The sequence below is a fragment of the Streptomyces litchfieldiae genome (assembly GCF_031845365.1).
In the GTDB taxonomy this organism is placed as follows: domain Bacteria; phylum Actinomycetota; class Actinomycetes; order Streptomycetales; family Streptomycetaceae; genus Streptomyces; species Streptomyces litchfieldiae.
Genome location: NZ_JAVREL010000016.1, coordinates 151,354 through 168,888, shown reverse-complemented (window position 1 = coordinate 168,888; position 17,535 = coordinate 151,354). Strand labels below are relative to the sequence as shown.

17 protein-coding genes, 5 pseudogenes and 1 riboswitch are annotated in these 17,535 nt (G+C 72.0%); of the genes and pseudogenes, 7 read left to right on the top strand and 15 right to left on the bottom strand.

From position 1 onward, the window contains the following. Positions 1 to 117 precede the first annotated feature (117 nt). Positions 118 to 264, bottom strand: a pseudogene (locus RM590_RS25265) (BNR-4 repeat-containing protein); the annotation flags it as partial. A gap of 68 nt (positions 265 to 332) precedes the next feature. Here RM590_RS25265 and RM590_RS25260 point away from each other — a divergent pair. Then, positions 333 to 695 (top strand): hypothetical protein, encoded by a 363-nt coding sequence (locus RM590_RS25260; protein WP_311707008.1) that lies wholly within the window; start codon positions 333 to 335, stop codon positions 693 to 695. 3 nt (positions 696 to 698) lie between these two features. Here RM590_RS25260 and RM590_RS25255 read toward each other — a convergent pair. After that, positions 699 to 2,161, bottom strand: a pseudogene (locus RM590_RS25255) (NF041680 family putative transposase). A gap of 213 nt (positions 2,162 to 2,374) precedes the next feature. Continuing rightward, a riboswitch (ZMP/ZTP riboswitch) is annotated at positions 2,375 to 2,460 on the top strand. A gap of 22 nt (positions 2,461 to 2,482) precedes the next feature. On the opposite strand from RM590_RS25255, the gene RM590_RS25250 reads away from it, so the two are divergent. Further along, the gene (locus RM590_RS25250) at positions 2,483 to 3,349 is read left to right on the top strand and encodes a bifunctional 5,10-methylenetetrahydrofolate dehydrogenase/5,10-methenyltetrahydrofolate cyclohydrolase (RefSeq protein ID WP_311707007.1); all 867 of its coding nucleotides are present in this window, start codon (positions 2,483 to 2,485) and stop codon (positions 3,347 to 3,349) included. A gap of 77 nt (positions 3,350 to 3,426) precedes the next feature. On the opposite strand, the pseudogene RM590_RS25245 reads toward RM590_RS25250, so the two are convergent. From RM590_RS25245 to RM590_RS25230, 4 genes and pseudogenes are all read right to left on the bottom strand, one after another. Beyond that, positions 3,427 to 3,819, bottom strand: a pseudogene (locus RM590_RS25245) (transposase); the annotation flags it as partial. A 16-nt stretch (positions 3,820 to 3,835) separates the two neighbouring features. Next, positions 3,836 to 4,348 carry a hypothetical protein gene (locus tag RM590_RS25240; protein WP_311706998.1) on the bottom strand — a complete coding sequence of 171 codons (513 nt, stop codon included), beginning with the start codon at positions 4,346 to 4,348 and terminating at the stop codon, positions 3,836 to 3,838. Between the two features lie 96 nt (positions 4,349 to 4,444). Then, positions 4,445 to 4,644: pseudogene (locus RM590_RS36260) on the bottom strand (transposase); the annotation flags it as partial. Positions 4,645 to 4,950: 306 nt separating this feature from the next. After that, positions 4,951 to 5,388 (bottom strand): annotated as a pseudogene (locus RM590_RS25230) (BNR-4 repeat-containing protein); the annotation flags it as partial. Positions 5,389 to 5,536: 148 nt separating this feature from the next. Between RM590_RS25230 and RM590_RS25225 the strand changes: the two are divergent. The 3 genes from RM590_RS25225 to RM590_RS25215 all read left to right on the top strand — a co-directional run bounded on the left by RM590_RS25225 (position 5,537) and on the right by RM590_RS25215 (position 8,941). Then, positions 5,537 to 6,100: a GNAT family N-acetyltransferase gene (locus tag RM590_RS25225; RefSeq protein ID WP_311706997.1), complete on the top strand. Its 564-nt coding sequence runs from the start codon at positions 5,537 to 5,539 to the stop codon at positions 6,098 to 6,100. Between the two features lie 228 nt (positions 6,101 to 6,328). Beyond that, positions 6,329 to 8,137, top strand: coding sequence for a 3-hydroxyacyl-CoA dehydrogenase family protein (locus RM590_RS25220; RefSeq protein WP_311707006.1), 1,809 nt, complete (start codon positions 6,329 to 6,331; stop codon positions 8,135 to 8,137). Between the two features lie 33 nt (positions 8,138 to 8,170). After that, a complete protein-coding gene (locus RM590_RS25215) occupies positions 8,171 to 8,941 on the top strand; it encodes a TetR family transcriptional regulator (RefSeq protein ID WP_311706996.1) in 771 nt (256 codons plus the stop codon). 29 nt (positions 8,942 to 8,970) lie between these two features. Here the strand turns inward: RM590_RS25215 and RM590_RS25210 are convergent, their stop codons facing one another. The 3 genes from RM590_RS25210 to RM590_RS25200 all read right to left on the bottom strand — a co-directional run bounded on the left by RM590_RS25210 (position 8,971) and on the right by RM590_RS25200 (position 11,487). Beyond that, the gene (locus tag RM590_RS25210) at positions 8,971 to 9,567 is read right to left on the bottom strand and encodes a class I SAM-dependent methyltransferase (protein WP_311706995.1); all 597 of its coding nucleotides are present in this window, start codon (positions 9,565 to 9,567) and stop codon (positions 8,971 to 8,973) included. A 32-nt stretch (positions 9,568 to 9,599) separates the two neighbouring features. Next, positions 9,600 to 10,361 (bottom strand): MBL fold metallo-hydrolase, encoded by a 762-nt coding sequence (locus RM590_RS25205; RefSeq protein ID WP_311706994.1) that lies wholly within the window; start codon positions 10,359 to 10,361, stop codon positions 9,600 to 9,602. 238 nt (positions 10,362 to 10,599) lie between these two features. After that, a complete protein-coding gene (locus tag RM590_RS25200) occupies positions 10,600 to 11,487 on the bottom strand; it encodes an NAD(P)-dependent oxidoreductase (RefSeq protein ID WP_311706993.1) in 888 nt (295 codons plus the stop codon). Positions 11,488 to 11,535: 48 nt separating this feature from the next. Between RM590_RS25200 and RM590_RS25195 the strand changes: the two genes are divergently transcribed. Continuing rightward, on the top strand, positions 11,536 to 11,886 hold the full coding sequence (locus tag RM590_RS25195; protein ID WP_311706992.1) for a winged helix-turn-helix transcriptional regulator: 351 nt from the start codon (positions 11,536 to 11,538) through the stop codon (positions 11,884 to 11,886). A gap of 104 nt (positions 11,887 to 11,990) precedes the next feature. Here RM590_RS25195 and RM590_RS25190 read toward each other — a convergent pair whose 3' ends face one another. Genes RM590_RS25190 through RM590_RS25165 form a run of 6 tightly spaced genes read right to left on the bottom strand, consistent with a single transcriptional unit; the run spans position 11,991 to position 16,623 of the window. Then, positions 11,991 to 12,314, bottom strand: a complete 324-nt coding sequence (locus tag RM590_RS25190; protein ID WP_311706991.1) for a hypothetical protein — start codon at positions 12,312 to 12,314, stop codon at positions 11,991 to 11,993. A 4-nt stretch (positions 12,315 to 12,318) separates the two neighbouring features. After that, positions 12,319 to 12,627: a hypothetical protein gene (locus RM590_RS25185; RefSeq protein WP_311706990.1), complete on the bottom strand. Its 309-nt coding sequence runs from the start codon at positions 12,625 to 12,627 to the stop codon at positions 12,319 to 12,321. Positions 12,628 to 12,682: 55 nt separating this feature from the next. Next, the gene (locus RM590_RS25180) at positions 12,683 to 13,180 is read right to left on the bottom strand and encodes a hypothetical protein (RefSeq protein WP_311706989.1); all 498 of its coding nucleotides are present in this window, start codon (positions 13,178 to 13,180) and stop codon (positions 12,683 to 12,685) included. A gap of 37 nt (positions 13,181 to 13,217) precedes the next feature. Further along, the gene (locus tag RM590_RS25175; RefSeq protein WP_311706988.1) at positions 13,218 to 14,858 is read right to left on the bottom strand and encodes a pyruvate, phosphate dikinase; all 1,641 of its coding nucleotides are present in this window, start codon (positions 14,856 to 14,858) and stop codon (positions 13,218 to 13,220) included. Next, positions 14,855 to 15,523, bottom strand: coding sequence for a transcriptional regulator (locus RM590_RS25170; protein WP_311706987.1), 669 nt, complete (start codon positions 15,521 to 15,523; stop codon positions 14,855 to 14,857). Before RM590_RS25170 ends, RM590_RS25175 begins: the two co-directional genes overlap by 4 nt. Next, complete coding sequence (locus RM590_RS25165; RefSeq protein ID WP_311706986.1) at positions 15,520 to 16,623, bottom strand: TetR/AcrR family transcriptional regulator; 1,104 nt, start codon at positions 16,621 to 16,623, stop codon at positions 15,520 to 15,522. Before RM590_RS25165 ends, RM590_RS25170 begins: the two co-directional genes overlap by 4 nt. A 291-nt stretch (positions 16,624 to 16,914) precedes the next feature. Here RM590_RS25165 and RM590_RS25160 point away from each other — a divergent pair, with 291 nt between their 5' ends. After that, positions 16,915 to 17,517 carry a hypothetical protein gene (locus RM590_RS25160; RefSeq protein ID WP_311706985.1) on the top strand — a complete coding sequence of 201 codons (603 nt, stop codon included), beginning with the start codon at positions 16,915 to 16,917 and terminating at the stop codon, positions 17,515 to 17,517. The last annotated feature ends 18 nt before the right edge of the window (positions 17,518 to 17,535 follow it).

Here is a 17,535-nt window from a genome sequence, read left to right as displayed (position 1 = left end):
CGCCTCGGCCGCGGCGCGGGATCCTGCTCGGAAGGCTTGCTGCTGGTCATACGGGCGATGCTCCTGTCGTGCCCGCCCACAATATCTGATCAATTCGGGGCGTCTCACCCAACGATGTCAGAGAGGGTTGAGCGGATCGGCGATCAGGCCCGGGGAGTTGACCGACACCTGGCTGCCGCCGGTGGTCCCGACGACGGTGCCCGCCGCGTTGGTCCAGGAGCGGCCCGCGTCGGTGCTGCGGACGTGGACCGTGTCGTGGTTGGTGAGCTTGCCTTTTAACCTGTGGGTGGCCTGATCGTGGTCGGTGTCGTGGTGGTGGTTACGCTCCGGTGGTGACTGGCGCTTGGTCTGATATGGATGTGTGGAGGCATGCTGATCTGCTCGTTGAGGAGGGGCGCCTGGTGATTGACCGTCCTGGCGGAACCTCTCATCCGGGGCACCCTGAGTTCGTCTATCCCGTGGACTACGGATACATCGACGGAACACGGGGTGGAGACGGAGAAGGCGTCGATGTGTGGGTCGGTACGGGACCGGCCGCGTACGTCACCGCCGTGGCGTGCACGATTGACCCGTTCAGGAAAAATGCCGAGGTCAAACTGTTCTGGCGCTGCACGCCCGAGCAGATCGACCAGGTCGAGGACTTCTACGCTCCACAGCCTCAGGCCGGACTGATCATCCGTCGGCCCGGGTTGTGATCCTCAGCCGGTGCGCCGTGGCTTGGTCCCTTGCTTGTGGTGGGTGGGGCCGCTGAACGCCTGTCCAGTGGCGAGGACTCTGCCGACGTTGTGACGGGTGGCGCGGCGCCGGTTCCTGGCTCCGGGCGGCGGCCGGGGCCGGACCGGGAAGGTTTCGGTGCACCGGCTGGGGATGCGGCAGTCGGGCGGATGTTCCTGAACCCCCGCCGGACCCGTGCTGGGGTAAGCCGTTCGGGCGGGGCCGGCTTCTCCCAGGGGTGCCGCAGGTCCTGGACGAGCGGCCGGGCGAGCCTGAGCTGGGTGTGTGCGGCGATGACGAGCCAGGTCCAGCGGTCGGCGGCTTGTGAGCTGCGAAGCTTCGGGACGGTCCAGCCCAGGGTCTGCTTCATCATGCGGAACGTGTGCTCGACGTCGAACCGTCGCAGGAACGCCTGCCAGCAGCGGTCGACGTCCGCTGTGGTGGCGCCGGTCTTCGACCACCACAGCCACAGCGGCTTCGGGGCGGCGCCGGAGGGCAGGTGGGAGACCTCCAGCCGGATCACCGTGCCCTCGATGATGGGCAGGTCGGCCGCGTGGTCGATCCAGGCAGCCCGGCGGGTCAGCCGCGGGTGGAGCCGGTCCCAGGCCCGGGCCGTCGCCTTGCCGTAGAGGCGGGTACCGGTCACGGTCACCACGCGCTCCGGGCCCCAGGTGTCGGGCAGGCCGAAGACGAACTCGCTGCCGTGCTTGGGCGGCCGGCCGACCTTGGGGTCGTAGACCCGCGGCGGCGTCGGCCGTCGCATCACACGGTCCGACCGCGTCCGGCCCAGGATCTCGACGGGCAGATCGGCCAGCAAGTGAGCCAGGCGCGGCGCGTCGTAACCGGCATCGACCACGACCAGGACATCTGGGTCGCCGTCCGTCCACTGGCCCGCGGTGACCAGCCGCTCGACGACCTCCCGGAGCTGCGCGGTGGTCACCGCCGCGACGTCGGCGCCGGGCGCCAGCCGCACGGCGTCCAGGATCGCCGTCCACGACGTCCGCCCGGTCTCCAGCGCGGCGACGACCGAGTACGGCCAGCCGGGGATCATCAGGTGCTTGTTCTCGCCGTATCCGTAGGTGTGGCAAAAGCACCGGTCAGGGGCGGTGTCCGCGTCGGGGCGCAGCCACGGGGAGACGTCCACCACCAGGACCAGGCGGCCGTCGGCCGCCTTCGGCAACGGCACGGAGACCAGGGCCCGCCGCAGCCGGCCCACGTCCACGCGTCCTTGGTTCAGCCCGTCGTACAAAGCGCCGTGCCCCCGGCGATGTTCCGGGGCCAGGGCAAGCCCGACCAGTGTCTTCACCGGCCCGTCTGCACACAGCATGGCGTCGGTGAGTTCGAACAAGGCGTCCGCACGCGCGGTCAGCGACGCGTACAGCTCGGCCCGGAAGCGTGACAGCAGCGCGAACGGCTCACGCCCGACGTCCTGATACAGCAGACTCACCCTCACGGCCTTCGTTGATTCGGTCGCCTCTGTGACGGAGCACAGGATCAGACGAAGGCCGTTCTCGCGTCCGGCGGATCCCTCCGCGAGTGATCAAGTTCGAGGGACCATTCGACCAGGGACGTTAAAAGGCAAGGTGAGAAGCTGTTTGAGAACCCGACCAGGGCACCGAATCGAAGGGCAGGCATGTGCACACTGCGTCTACTACAGTGCCTTGTGGGCCGTGACTGGCGCTGAGGTGGAGTACCACCGGGGAGCGGCCTGACGAGAGGTCGATGCCGTGCGCCTGGGCGAGTGGTCAGCAACGCCTGGGAGGCAATGATGTCTACGACTCGGACGGCCCAGCTCATGGAGGGCGCTGGCCTCGCCCGGCGCATCATCGAGGAGACCGCCACCAAGGCGGCCGAGATCTCACGGTTCACAGGGACCGCGCCTTGTCTGGCGACGGTGCTGGTGGGCGAGGATCCCGCCTCGGTCACCTACGTTCGCATGAAGCGGGCCCGATGCGCGAAGGCCGGCATCCAGTCCCGCCATATCCCTCTGCCCAGCACCACCACGACTGTGGAACTGGTTGACACGATCGCCGCGCTGTCCAGGGATCCGGGCGTGCACGGCATCCTGCTCCAGCACCCGTGTGGCCCACATATCGACGAGCGGGCGGCGTTCGAGGCCATCTCTCCGGAGAAGGACGTCGACGGGGTCACTATGCACTCCTTCGCCGCGATGAGCTTCGCACTGCCGGGCTTCGTGTCCTGCACACCCGGCGGGATCATGCAGCTGCTGGACGCGTACGACGTCGAACTCGCTGGCAAACACGCCGTCGTGGTCGGCCGCAGCGCCATCCTCGGCAAGCCGGTCGGGATGCTCCTGCTCGCGAAGGATGCCACGGTGACGTACTGCCACTCCCGCACCACGGACCTACCAGCGATCGTGCGCGAGGCGGACATCGTGGTAGCGGCCGTGGGACGGCCCCGGCTGATCCGCGGCGAGGACATCAAGCCCGGCGCGGTGGTGCTCGACGCCGGGTACAACCCGGGCAACGTCGGCGATGTGGACTTCGACGCCGCTCGCACCCGTGCCCGCTTGATCACGCCCGTTCCGGGTGGAGTCGGGCCGATGACCATCGCCGTCCTGCTGGCACAAACCGTGCAAGCTGCCGAGAACCAGCTCGGACTCCAAGAACGCTGAATCCAAACTCGGATCGACCCCGATGAGAGTCGGCGCCCACCGCCACGATGTCGATGATGACTGGTGAGACAGCCCTGTCAGGTACAGGGCTCGGGCGCCGGCTGATCGGACGGCGTGGGCTGGATCGGAGTCTTCTTCGTCCAGGCGATGGCGGTTCTTTTGCGGGTGAGGCGCCTGGTCATGAGGGTGATGAGGGCCCAGGTCAGGTGCGCTTCGGATTGCTCGGGCAGCCTCTCGTAGTCTCTGGCGTTGCGTCGGGCGTTCATCAGCCAGCCGATTGTGCGCTCAACGCGCCAGCGGCGGGGGAGAACGATGAAGCCCCTGGCGCCCTTGGGGCGGGAGACAGTTCGCAGGGTGAGCCAGAGGCGGTCCTCGGCCCAGCCGACCAGAGCGCCGGCGTAGGCGGAATCGGCCCAGACCTGGGTAATCTGCGGGTGGGTGAGACGAAGCCGCCAGAGGACTTCTTTGGCCGCGGGGCAGTAGCCCTCATCGGCGCGGCCAGCGCCGAACGTGGTCCGGCTGGACCCCGCCGACCTCGATGCGGTTCTCGTCAAGTCCGTTAGCGATCCGCAGACAGTTCCCGGCGAAGGCAAACTCCACCGCCACGGTTCCAGCCGCCAGGTCACGGCCTGCTGGCCGCCACTCAAGGAGCGCGACCTCGCGCAGTTCCTGGCCAACGAACGACTCAAGGCGCTCATCGCGCTGAGACCACTGGGGCGTCAGCTCGAACCACTCCCACCCGGCGATGCCCACCGCGGTGTCGATCGTGTCCCAGCCGATCGAGAGCTCGTCGAGCTTCCCGTGGCAGACCTCCACCTGGACGCCGTCGAAGTCCAGTACCACTGGGCAGTCGGAGAACCAGTCCCCGTCCTCGGCGAAACGCACCACGGCGAAGCCGGTCAACCGCCTACCGGCGAGCGTCGCCAGACGTGATCCGTGCGCCTGCCGAATCGCCTCGAACCCGACCAGGAAGGACGGCTCGAAACCGGAGATCCCCATGTCCACAGCCTGAGTCTCTCGGCCTTCTGTCCAAACGGCCAACACATATCGACCCGCAGGGATCCTCCGAGCCACTTGACGGATCGGATTCCACAGAAAGGGCGGGAAGTCCGCGGGCAGGCCCGCCATTTCGCCCCGTTGTCAACGATGTAGCGGATGGCGTCGACGATGGTGCGCCGCGGCCACTTCTCCGGCCTCCCGCCGGCCCTGGTCCGGCAGGCCGGGACCGGCAGGAGCGGCTCGATCAGTGCCCACTCCGCGGCGGTGGTGTCGGAGGGATAGCGGCGGCGGCGCACGTGCGGTTCACCGCGATCGGCGGGCGGTGACCAGCATGTCGAGCGAGGCGCGGACGCCGTTGAGCTGGGCGAGGACCAGGCGGACCCATTCGTCGTCCGGGTGCAGGGAGGCGTGCGGGGCGATCGTGCCGGTGATCAGCCGGCCGATCTCGGTCAGCTTCCGGCGGAAAAGCGCCCGCTCGTATGCCTTCAGCTCCAGCAGGTCCCCGCAGAACTGGTAGCCGTCCGCGTGGGTCCAGATCAGCGGGGGCAGGCCCTCGGCCGCGGCGATGTCCCTCAGCTCGGCCAGACCCCGGCGGAGCTGGGAGACCGAACGTAGTAGTAGCCGCTGCTGTGGGCGTCCATGACGAGGTGGAGCCGGCCGTCGGTGGGCGAGACCCCGGCGGAGATGACGTTGTGGGAGTTGTTGGCGCTGAGCGTGTGGCCGACGCGGACGGTGGCCCAGGTGGTGGAGCCGAGAGCGCGGCGGGCGACGACGGCGTTGCGGTCGCCGGTGTACCAGACGGCGTACTGGTGGCCGTTGTGGGTGAGCAGGCCGTTCTTCTGGAAGGCGTTGTTGTTGACCAGGCCGTCGTAGGAGGCGAAGTAGATGGCGGCAGGGTCGAGCAGGGTGCTGCCCCGGTGAGTAGCGAACGGGCCGGCCGCCGCGGCGGCGGCCGGGCGGTGGCCGGCCGGGAGTCCGGCCAGGGTGGCGGCGCCGAGGGCACCGCGGACGACGGTTCTGCGGCTCGGGGCGAGGGACATCGTGGGACTCCTCGTGGGGGATTCAGGCGCGTGAAAGGTTTCAACGAGCGCCCCTTCCCGGAAGGTAGGAGCGGAGGCGCGACGGGTCAAGGGTCCGGCCCGCTGACCGGCGCCGTTGTGCCCCGATGAGGGAACTACGCTGCGCTGCATGCGGATTGAGATACGCGAGATGACCGACGCGGATATCGAGGGGGTCGGGCGGGCCCGGATCGAGGGCTGGCGGCACGCCTACCGGGGCGTGGTGCCCAAGGACTTCCTGGACGGGATGCGGCCGGAGCTGTTCGCGGCCCGGCTGCGGGCGGCGCTGCCCGCCGAGCCGCCGGGGCGCGTTCACCTGGTCGCCGACCTGCGGGGCACCGGGGTGATCGGCTGGGCGCACCCGGGCACCTATCGGCCGGACGAGACCGTCGACAAGGAGGAGGAGGAAACGGAGAACTGGGGGGAGCTGTACGCCCTTTACTTAGTGCCCCGGTACATCGGCGCCGGGGTGGGCCGGGCGCTGCTCGACGCGTCCACGCGCTGGCTGGCCGGACAGGGGCACCGGCGGATGCGGCTGTGGGTGCTGCGGGAGAACGCCCTCGGCCGCGGCTTCTACGGGCGGTCCGGACTGGTGCCGGACGGTGCCGAGCGGTCGGAGGTCCTCGCGGGGGCCACGATCGACGAGGTCCGGTACTCCTGCCTGCTGACGGAGGAGGGCGCCATCCTGAAGTGACGCGCGCCACACCGAGAGAGGCGGACCCGGGGGTGGCGCCCCGGTTACCCGCGAGTTAGCCTGCTCATCAGAGCGGTTGTCCGCTCAGGCGGTTTGGTGACGCAGCCGTCAGGAGCGCCGTCGGTCCGGCGCTCGCCGCACGACTTCACCGGCAGGCCCCCGGGACGGGGCCGCCGCGGCCCCCTGCCGACAGCTCTGCTCGGCCTTGTCGTCACCCTGGAGTCCGCGATGGATGTCTCCGCCCCCGATCCACGTCCCGTTCCGCTGCCCACCGTCGCCGTCGTCGGCCTCGGTACCATGGGCACCGGCATCGCCGAGACCCTGGCCCGTTCCGGCCGCGGGGTCATCGGCATCGACATCAGCGACACCGCCGCCCGCCGGGCCGTGGCCGCCCTGGACGCCGCCACCGCCCGCTCGCTCGCGCGGGGCCGCCTCACCGAGGAGCGGCGCCGCGAGATCCTGGGCCGGCTGCGGGTGTTCTCCGACCTGCGCGCCGCGGCGGACGCCGATCTCGTCATCGAGGTGGTCCCCGAGGACTACGCGCGCAAGCTCGCCGTCCTCACCGAACTCGACGGCATCGTCAAAGCGACGGCCATCCTGGCCACCGGCACCAACGCGCTGCCCGTCACCCGCCTCGCCGCCGGCACCGCGCACCCCGAGCGCGTGGTCGGCCTGCACTTCTTCCATCCGGCCCCGGCGATGAAGCTGGTCGAGATCGTGTCCTGCGTCCTCACCGCGCCCAACGCCGTGGCCGCCGTCGCCGAACTCGCCCGTGACCTGGGCAAGGAGCCCCTGTTCGCCGGGGACCGGCCCGGACTCGTCGCCGATGGGCTGCTGTTCGGCTACCTCAACCAGGCCGCCGCCATGTACGAGTCGCGCTACGCCACCCGCGAGGACATCGACGCCGCGATGCGGCTGGGCTGCGGGCTGCCGATGGGCCCGCTCGCCCTGCTCGACCTGATCGGCATCGACACGGCGCGCACCGTTCTGGAAGCGCTGCACGAACGCTCCGGGGACCGGCTGCACGCCCCCGCGCCCGTGCTCGGCCAGCTCGCCGAGGCCGGGATGACCGGACGCAAGGCCGGCCGCGGCTTCTACACCTACCGGGAACCGGACAGCGCCGCCGTCGTGCCGGACGCCCTCACCCCCGGCGCGGAACCGGTCGCGGCCGAGCCGCGCCCGGTGGCGGCCGTCGGCGTCGTCGGCTCGGGCACCATGGCCGCCGGGATCGCCCAGGTCTTCGCCGGGGCCGGCTACCCGGTGGTCCTCACCGGCCGCGACCAGCGGAAGACGCTGGCCGCGCTGGACCGGATCGCCGCCTCGCTGGGCCGCTCGGTGGCGCGCGGCCGCCTCTCGGCCGGCGACCGCGACGCGGCCCTGGCCCGGATCGTTCCCGCCGGCTCGCTGGACGCGCTCGCCGACGTGAACCTGGTGGTCGAGGCCGTCGTCGAGGAACTGCCCGTCAAACAACGGCTGTTCGCCGCCCTGGACGGCGTCTGCCAGCCCGGCGCGGTGCTCGCGACCACCACCTCCTCGCTGCCGGTCATCGCCTGCGCGCGGGCCACCGGCCGCCCGGCGGACGTCATCGGCATGCACTTCTTCAACCCCGCTCCGGCGATGAAGCTGGTGGAGGTCGTGCGCACCGTGCTCACCGGCGACGCCGCGCACGCCACGGTCCGGTCCGTGTGCCGGGCCCTGCGCAAGCACCCGGTGGACTGCCGCGACCGCGCGGGCTTCATCGTTAACGCGCTGCTGTTCCCGTACCTGAACAACGCGGTGAAGATGGTCCAGGACCACTACGCCACGCCGGACGCCGTCGACACCGCGATGAAGCTCGGCGGCGGCTACCCGATGGGCCCGTTCGAGCTGCTGGACGCCGTTGGACTCGATGTGTCGCTGGCCATCGAGGACGTGCTGCACAAGGAGTTCCGCGATCCCTCGCTCGCCCCGGCCCCGCTGCTGCGCCAGCTCGTGGCCGCCGGCTGCCTGGGCCGCAAGACCGGCCGCGGCTTCCACGAGTACCCCGCGCGCGTCTGAGCACGTGATACGCGCGCGCACCGGAAGTGGCCCATGCAGTACGTTCGCTCCATGGCCCAGCCCGCGAAGACCGTTCGCCCACAGATCTCGTCCCAGCGCCTGAAGGTGCGCCGCCAGCTCGCGGCGGCGGCGATGGAGCTTTTCGCGACCAAGGGCTACGAGGCCACGACGGTGGACGAGATCGCCGCCACGGCGGGGCTGGCCAGACGCACCTTCTTCCGGCACTTCCGGTCCAAGGAGGAGGCGATCTTCCCGGACCACGACGACACGCTCGTGCGCGCGGAGGCGGTGCTGGAGGCCGCCCCCGCCCACGAGAACCCCATCGACACGGTGTGCCGCGGCATCAAGGAGGTCATGAAGATGTACGCGGCCTCCCCCGCCGTGTCGGTGCAGCGCTACCGGCTGACCCGCGAGGTGCCGGCCCTGCGGGAGCGGGAGATCGCCTCGGTGGCCCGTTACGAGCGGCTCTTCACCCGTTATCTGCTGGGCCAGTTCGACGAGAGCTCGCACAACGGCGACGAGCCGCTGCTCGCCGAGGTCGCCGCCGCCGCCGTGGTCACCGCGCACAATCACGTGCTGCGGCGCTGGCTGCGCCGCGAGGGACAGGGCGATGTGGAGGCCGAGCTGGACCACGCCTTCGCCATCGTCCGCCGCACCTTCGGTGCGCTGCCCGCCATCGCCGAGGCGGCGCCGGCCGCCGTCTCCTCCGCGCAGGGCGAGGTGCTGGTGACCGTGGCCCGGACCGACGCGCCGCTCAGCGAGGTCATGCGCACGATCGAACAGGCCCTGCACCACCGGTCGTAGCGCGGGCCGCGGACGTGTCGCGGGCGGGATCAGGCGCGGCGGGCCAGCAGGTAGGCCCGGCGGGTCTCGGCCTCGTGGGCGTAGGGGGCGCGTTCCATGCGCATCTCCACGGTGAACCCGGCCGTTCCGAGCAGTCCCGCGATGTGCGCGGGGTCGAGGAAGCGGAAGTCGACGTCCACCTCGTGCCCCCACCACTCGTCCAGGTGCCGGATCTCCTCGCCGACGTGGAAGGAGAGGAGCAGCAGTCCGGACGGGCGCAGGACGCGCCGCGCCTCACCGAAGGCGCGGCCGAGGTCGCCGGGACGCAGGTGGATGATCGTGTAGAAGGCGACAACGGAGCCGAACTCGCCGTCCTTCGCGGGCAGTTCCAGCAGGTCGCCGTCCCGGAACTCCACCTGCCCGAACCGGCTTCGGCGGCCTCGATCATGCCCGGTGACAGATCGATCCCCACCGTGCGCGCCCCGTTCGGCGAGCCAGGCGGCCACATGCCCCGGGCCGCAGCCGAGGTCGGCGATCGCGGCGTCCCGTTCGGTCTGTTCCAGGAGGGCGGCGAGAAGCCCGGTCCAGCGGCTTCCCGGCGAGCTCGTCGTGCAGCCGGGCCGCGTACTCCTCGGCCACGGTGTCATAGCTGCGGCGCACGGAGTCGTGCCGCGCGTGATCAGTCACGCGGGTCCTCCTGGGTGAGGTGGGTGACGAGGCCGGGGAGCGCGACGTCGATGGGGTGGTCGAACGCCTCGGCGGCCGCTTCGAGCGCGGACTCCCGCTTCGTTCCCGGCCACAGGTGGGTGAGCATGAGCCGGGCGACGCCCGCCTCGCGGGCATAACGGCCGGCCAGCCGTGCCGTCAGCAGATGGGCGGCGTCGGCGGCCGGCACCTCGTGGACGTAGGTGGCCTCCGACAGGAACAGGTCGGCGCCCCGGGCCAGACGCGGGATGTCGGGGCTCGGCCCGGTGTCGCCGGTGTAGGCGAACACGGCGTCCGGCGTGGTCAGCCGGATGCCGGCGTTGGGCACGAAGTGCGGCAGGAGCCAGGTGGCGGTCGTGAAGGGACCGATGTCGAACCGGTCGCCGGGCCGGAACTCGTGGAGGGTGTACGCGTCCGCGAGCATGCGCGGCTTGTCGAGCGCGAGAACGGCGTCGACCGCGCCGTGCGGGGCATAGACCGGCAGGGCGGGCGGCGGGGCCTCGCCCAGAGCCCGGGCGCGCAGCAGCGGGTTGAGGTCGGCGCAGTGATCGGGATGCCCGTGGCTGATCAGCACGGCGTCGACGGCGTCGACCGTACCGTGGTCGAGCAGACGCGGCAGCGTGGCGTACCCGGGGTCGATGAGCAGCCGGAATCCGGCGTACTCGACGAGGTAACCGCTGCACGCCTGCGCCGCGGTGGGCCACGCGCCACAACCACCCAGCACCGTCAGTCGCATGGCACCGGACACTAGCGCCGCGCCCGGCCCCGGGCAGGCGAATATCCGGCCGCCGGCAACGCCCCCCACTGCGCCACCTGGCATGGTGAACGCACCGGCAGCGTCTGGCAGTTACCGGCACCCGTTGTGGTTCCGCGGTGGGGAGCGGATCCTCGCGAGCCGGGGGCGGATGCGCGTCGTTCGCCGACCGCTCGACCGCGGCTGCCGCGCCGGGGCACCCCGCCGTGCCCCGGCGCTTTCAGCGGCGGCCCAGCACCTCCGCGACGCGGATGAACCCGTCCGTGCCATGGCCCAGTCCGATGACGCGGCGCGCCATGCCCTCCGCCGCCCGCATCACGCCCGCGTCTATGCCATGGGCCTCGGAGGTGTGGACGATGTGGGCCATGGACGACACCGCCGAGGTGATCGGATTGCCGTCGCCGGAGAAACTGCCGCTGTCCACTTCCTCCGCGAGCCCCTCGAAGATCGGCGGCAGGATCGCGCCGATGCCCTGGGCGAACGGGGCCAGCTCGCGCGCGGTGACGCCCTCCGCCCTCGCCACCGCCAAGGCGTGCGCATAGCCCGCCATCGCGGTCCAGAAGATGTCCAGCAGCGCGATGTCGTAGGCCGCCGCCCGGCCGATCTCCTCGCCGAGGTGGGTGTGGGTGCCGCCCAGCGCGTCCAGCACCGGCCGGTGCTCCCGGTAGAGCTCCTCCGGGCCGCTGTGGATGAACACCGCGTCCGGCGTTCCGATCGTGGTGGTCGGCGTCATGATGGCGCCGTCCAGGTACCGGATGCCGTGCCCGGCCGCCCAGGCCGCGGTGTCCCGGGCCCGGTCCGGGGTGTCGGCGGTCAGGTTCACCAAGGTGCGCCCCTTGAGCGCGTCGGTGACCGCGTCGCGCCGCACGATGGCGTCCGCCGCGTCGTAGTTCACCACGCAGATCACGGTCAGCGCGCTCGCGGCGACCGCCTCCTCGACCGATCGGGCGCCGACCGCGCCTCGTTCGACCAGCTCGCGGTCCCGGCCGGGCGTCCGGTTCCAGACGGTGGTCCGCAGGCCGGCGTCCAGGAACGCCCCGGCGAGGGCCCGGCCCATCGGCCCCAGACCGAGCACGGTGACGGCAGACTGTTCGGAGCGGGTGGACATGATTCAACTCCCGTGGAAAATCGACAAACAGTAACGAATGGGGCGAAGATGACGCGCAGTCGTGCCCAGGACACGAACGTCTGCGGAGTGACCGCCGCGATCGCCGTGATCGACGGCAAGTGGAAGACGGTTCTTCTCTGGCAGTTGGAGTCCGGCCCGCACCGCCCCGGCGAGCTGCGCCGACGGCTGCCGGGCCTCACGGAGAAGGTGCTGACTCAGGCCCTCCGCGAGATGGAGGCCGATGGACTGGTGCACCGGGAGGTGCACGCCGGGCTACCGCTGAAGACGGTCTACTCCCTGACCGCCTTCGGCCGCGAGCTCTCGGAGGCGTTGGCCCCTCTCTCCGACTGGGGCCATCGCCGCCTGGAGAAGCTCGCCGAGGCCCGATCGGCCTCCTGAACCATCGCCGTCCTCCGTCTCACACGATCCGGCGCGGCCCCGCGACCGCCCAGCACCAGATTCGCCCCGCCACCGCCCGGCGACAAGTACCCACAAAAAAGTGGCTACCGCCGGCGGCGCGGCGTCCGCCACGAGCGGCGCCGACGGGAGCGCCCGGTGTCCGAGAGGGCGCGGGCGCCCAGCTCACCGGCCGGGCGCCAGGGGACGTCGGAGGAGGACAGCGGGCTCTTGCGTTCGGCCTGGGCCTTGATCTCGTAGTGGGATTCCTGGGCGGACGAGTGGTACAGCGAGTCGTAGGTCCCGACGATCACCTGGAACGCGTCCCTGGCGGTCCCCCGGCGCCGGACACGGGCCGCGAGCCAGCCGAAGGAGCCCATGACCACGGCGAGGCAGCCGGTGATCACCAACAGGGAAACCAGCTCGTTCACGTCGTCATCTCTCCCTCGGCGGCGGCCCGTTGATAACGGTGCGGCGGATCCGCACGATGCCGGCGTCCAGGTCCACCTGGACGGGCGGCTCCTCGGCCGGCCGGACGCATCTGCGGACCCGCTCCTGCTCCATGGCGCGCCGCAGCGCTTGTGATCCGGGATCGCCCTCCCGCATGAGGTCGGCACCGATGGACGACAGTCCCTTGCCCTTGCGCCAGTGGACCCAGCCCCGCGCCTCCATCGCCAGCAGCAGACGGTCGGCCAGGAAGACGGCCGCCGCGCTCCCGGCGACGAGCCACGCCGCGTGCACCATGCCCCTCAAACGCGCACGGGCGCGCGCGGGTTCCGCCAGAGGTACCGAAGCGCGCTCAGGAAGTCGCCTTGAGTCGTGCCTCGGCCTCGGCCGGGGTGTCGTAGCAGCCGGGGCGGGCCACAAGGACGGAGTCGAAGTAATAGCCCTGCGCGTCGTCCGGTTCGTCGTCGGCCGCGAACGGCCGCCAGAGGCTCAGCAGCAGGTCGGGGGCGATGAACGAGGCGTCGTCGTCCGGGTCTTCCTCGACCCTGGTGTGTGCGCGCAGGAGCGTGACCACCTCGCGTGCCGGCGGCCCGAACACGTCCACGCCGCGGAAGCCGACCCGGTCCGTCGGGGTCTCGGGGCGCCCGATCTCGATCGCTATCAGCTCGTCGCGCACGCATTCGATGCTGATCATCAGCCCGCTCGGGCGGAAGACATGCTGCCCCGGCCGGTCGGAGGACGAGGGCGCGGCGGGATCACGAAGCGAGTCCAGGGCGGCGCCGGCCTCGTGCCGGGACATCCCGATCCGCAGCGGGCCGACGCCGGTGGGCGGGGCGAGGTGGAAATCCATGCGGGCATGATGCCAAGCGGCACTGTCAGCGGGGGTTTCACGGGGACGCCTCGCCCCGCAGAACGGAGTGGGCGGCGCCGAGACGTTCGGTGTCCGCGCGGTCCGAGCCGTCGCCGGAGACCGCGTCGGCCCAGGTGAGCAATCGGGACAGCCGGCGGTCCGCCGCGGCCGTGACGACGCGGGGTTTTCCGAGGACGACGTCTCCGCTGGTCCCGTCGATGGTGATGAGCACGCCCTCCGGAACGGTGTGCTCACCCGCCCGCACGCGGGCGTTGGGAACGTCAACGGTGAGTCGCGCGGCCGCGACGACGGCGGGTTTGCCCATCGCTCGCGCGACCACGGCCGCGTGGCTGGCCGGGCCGCCGCTGGCGGTGACGACTCCCGCGGCGGCGGCCAGGCCGTGCAGATCGAGCGGGGAGGTGTGCGGACGGACCAGGATGACCGGACCGTCCATGGCCATCCGGGCGGCGCTGTCGGCCGTGGTCGCCACCCTGCCGGTCGCGACCCCCGGGCAGGCGCCGAGCCCTCGGGTGAGGACGCCGATTCCGCCGGATGTGTCCACGCGCGGTGTGCGAGCGCGCTGAAGGTGCCGTGCCGAGACCCGGAGCAGTGCCTCGCCGCGGCTGATGACGCCCTGGTCGGCCAGGTCGACCGCGACGCGGACGGCGGCGCGCCCGGCGAGACCGCCGGGCCGCACCTGAAGGAGCCACAGTTGGCCGCTCTCGAAGGTGAACTCGACTTGGCAGATGTCGCGGTAGTGCTCCTCGACCCGGCGCAGGGCGTCGTGGAGGTCGGCCCACACCGCCGGTTCCCGGTCGGCCAGTTCGGACAGCGGCCGGGTCGCGGACCGCCCGGAGACGACGTCCTCCCCCTGGCGAACAAACAGCACCTCGCCGAACGGAACGTCCTCGCCCGTATTGGGGTCGCGGCTGAACGCGACGCCCGTGCCGCTGCGGCTGTCGCGATTGCCGAACACCATGGCCTGCACGGTGACGGCGGTGCCGAGTTCGTGCGGAATGTCGTGCAGGACGCGGTAGGTGGTGGCGCGCGGCGCGTTCCACGACGAGAACACGGCGGTGACGGCCAGTTCCAACTGCCGCCCGGCGTCGTCCGGGACGGGCCGCCCGGTCCGTTCCCGGACGAGGGCCTCGACCCGGTGAATCGCGTCGGCGAGGCCCATCTCCCCGGCTCCGGTGTCGCGTTCGGTCGCCGCGCGGGTGACGGCGTCCAGGCGCTCCGGCGGCACCCCGAGGACCGTGGCGGCGAAGCCGGACAGGAACCGCAGACGCGCGTCCAGCGCGAACCGCCGATCGCCGGTCTCGGCGGCCAGCCGCTCGGTGGCCCGCGTGGTGAGGCCGACGTTGAGGACGGTGCTCATCATGCCGGGCATCGACACGCTGCCTCCCGAGCGGACCGACACCGCCAAGGGCCGCCCCGGCCCGCCGAGGCGCCGTCGCGAGGCGGCCTCCAGATCGCGGACGGCGGCCGCCAGTTCACCGTCGAAGCCGTCCGGGAGCCGCCCGTCACGAAGGAACGCGCGGCACGCCGCGGTGCCGATGACGAACCCGGGCGGCACGGGCAGACCGAGGCGTCGCAACGTGACGAGGCCGTGCCCCTTGCCGCCGAGGACGCTCGCGGTCGCGTCAACTCCCGCCGAGAGCGGGTGGATCCAGGTCATCGGTAGCGCGGTTCGGTGGCGTGCCACGGCCGTGGAATGCCCAGGGTGGCGAGCAGGTCCTCGTGGAGCTGGAACCAGACGGTGTGGTACGAGTCGGTGCTGTCCGTGACATGGGCGCGCGAGCCGGACCGGGCGCGGGCGAGCGCGCCGGCGAGCCGCGTGCGGTACCGCCGGAACCGGAGCATGGTCGCGAACAGTTCCGCGCAGCCGTGCTCGGCGCGCCGGTGGAGGTCGGCGAGCCGGTCCAGGACCCGGGAGTCGTAGCCGGCGTCGGTGTGGTCGTTGGGGATCGTGGCGCCGTCGGCCGGCCGCGACTGCCACGCCGCGCACAGGTCGAGCAGCTCCGGGTTGAGCACGAGGAACTCGTCGTACGCCGCGGCCACCACGGGCCGGGCGCCGGTGGCGGCCAGCTCGTTCGCGATCCGTTCGGCGTCGGCGGCGCGGCCCGCCTCGGTCAGGCCCCAGCCGCCGAGGTCGCCCGGCACGTGCGTGACCAGGCCGGCCACCGCGAGGTCGATGAGCGCGGACTCCGCGTCGGGCTCGGGAAGTCCGGTCGCGTCGGACACGCCGGCGAGACCGGCGAACCCGCCGCACCGGAGGGCGTGGAGCACCAGCAGGTCGGCGCCGGTACGGTGGGGCGGGTCCGGCACGTCGACGCGGGTCATCGTGCGGCCTCCCCGGAGTGCCGGATGGCCAAGTCGCCCGCCGCCGCCACCGCGTGGCCGGCACCGCGCCCCTCGGCCCGGGCGAGGACCGTGCCCGCCCGGACGCGCACGGCGGCCTCGGTGTCGTCGCCGCCCCGGATGCCCAGGGCGGTGGCGAGGGCGGTGGCGTCGTCGTCGAGGACGAGGCGCAGGCACGGCCAGGCATCCGTTCCGAACACGCGGCGCAGGCACCCGGTGAGATCGCCGATCCTGAGCCGCACCAGACGCCCGATCTCGGCGGGGTCATCGGTGACCACGGCCACGGCGACCTGCTCGCCGGGCCGGGCGGCGCGGACGGCTTCCTCGGCCGCTGCCAGCCGGCCGGTGCCGAGAACGGCGATCACCCCGTCGTTGTCGAACGCGATCCGCCGGCCGGTGAGCCGGTCGGACAGCCCGGCCGGCGGCAGCCAGGCGTCCCGGACGGCCTGGGCGGGGGTGATGTAGGGCAGGTGCGGCGGGTCCCAGGCGTCGGCGAGGTCGAGTCCGGCCAGATGCCGGCAGGCGCGGACCGCGTCGAAGGGGTCGCCGAACCCCGGTGCCGCCGCCGCCAGATGACCGGCTCCGTTCAGCAGCGTGAGAACGAGCTCGGCCATCCGCACCCGCCGCGCGCCCGGCCGGTGCGCGGCACGGGACTCCAGGGCGCGCCCGAGCAGCAGCCCCTCCAGCCGGAGGACCCGCGCCAGCGCGGTCCGGCCCCGTTCGTCGTCGAACACCCCGGCCAGCGACCGCAGTCGGAGGTGCCCCCGGGCGTCCGTGTCGCCGGTCAGCGGCAGCCGTTCGAGCCAGACACGGGCGAACGCGCCCAGCGCCTCGGCCAGTTCGAGTGCGGGCGGCGGCTCGCTCCCGTCCGGGGGCTCGATCGAGTCGAGCAGCACCGCCAGGTAAAGCGCGCGCTTGCTCGGGAAGTTCGAGTACACGGCACCACGGGTCAGCTCGGCCCGCTCCGCGATCCGGTCGACCTTGGCCTCGGCATAGCCGCGCTCGCCGAACTCCTCCGCGGCGGCGGCCAGTACGGCCGCCCGGGTGCGTTTCTGCTGCTGGGCGCGTGTCAATCGGGCCATGAGGTCCCCCTCGCTCCACCCACACCGCCACGATACACTCACCATCCGGATGGCGAGAACATCCCAGTGGGAACTCGCGGTGAGCGAGGGCACCTTGGCAGCCCTTGCCGACCCCGTCGCGTCAGCGGATCATTCGCGGATGAGACCCGAAGTCCACGCCTTCGTCGCCGACGGCCCGCTCCCCAACTGGGACGCCGACGAATGGCATCGCACGCTGTGGAGTCGGTGGGGGCGACCACCCCAGCGGACAACACCCCTAACTCTTTTTAGCGAAACGGCAGTTGTCGACTCATGCAGGCAGAGCACCTCGACGAGCGGCCGGCGGCGCTGTTGCGTCGTGCCGGGCTGCTGCTCCTTTCGGGCGGGCTACCTCCCGCTCCACCGCCCCTGGCCGCCGTCCGGATGCTGGTCGCGTGCAGGCCGGACGAGGGCCGGCGGGACGGCTGGGTGGACGAGGAGAACCCGGGGCTTGTCGACGCGGCCAACGAGGGCTGGTTCGCGCTGGCGCGCGAACACGGCCTCTTCGATCCGACGGAGCGCGAGTTCCTGCTGGGCGTGCCGACCACGGAGGAGGACGCCGAGTGGCGCCGCGCGAAGCTCCTCGACACCTGGGACCTGTTCGGCGCGGGCGCGGCCACGGGCCTGCTGGGCTCCGCGGCGGGACGGCCGGAGTTCGTGATGTCCTCGCTCGATGGGCGGGCCGTCATGCAGGGCACCACCTATCACCACGGGGTGACGAGCATCGCGATGTCCGAGCTGTGGCGGGTGCCGACGGTCCGCGCCCACATGGAGCGGATCGTCGCCCAGGTCGCCCAGCCGAACAGGCGCGATGGGGCCGCCTGGTATCCGGCGACCGCGCAGGCGTGGCGGCGATACGTGCGGCAGCACAGGTAATTGGCGCGCGGGAGCGCG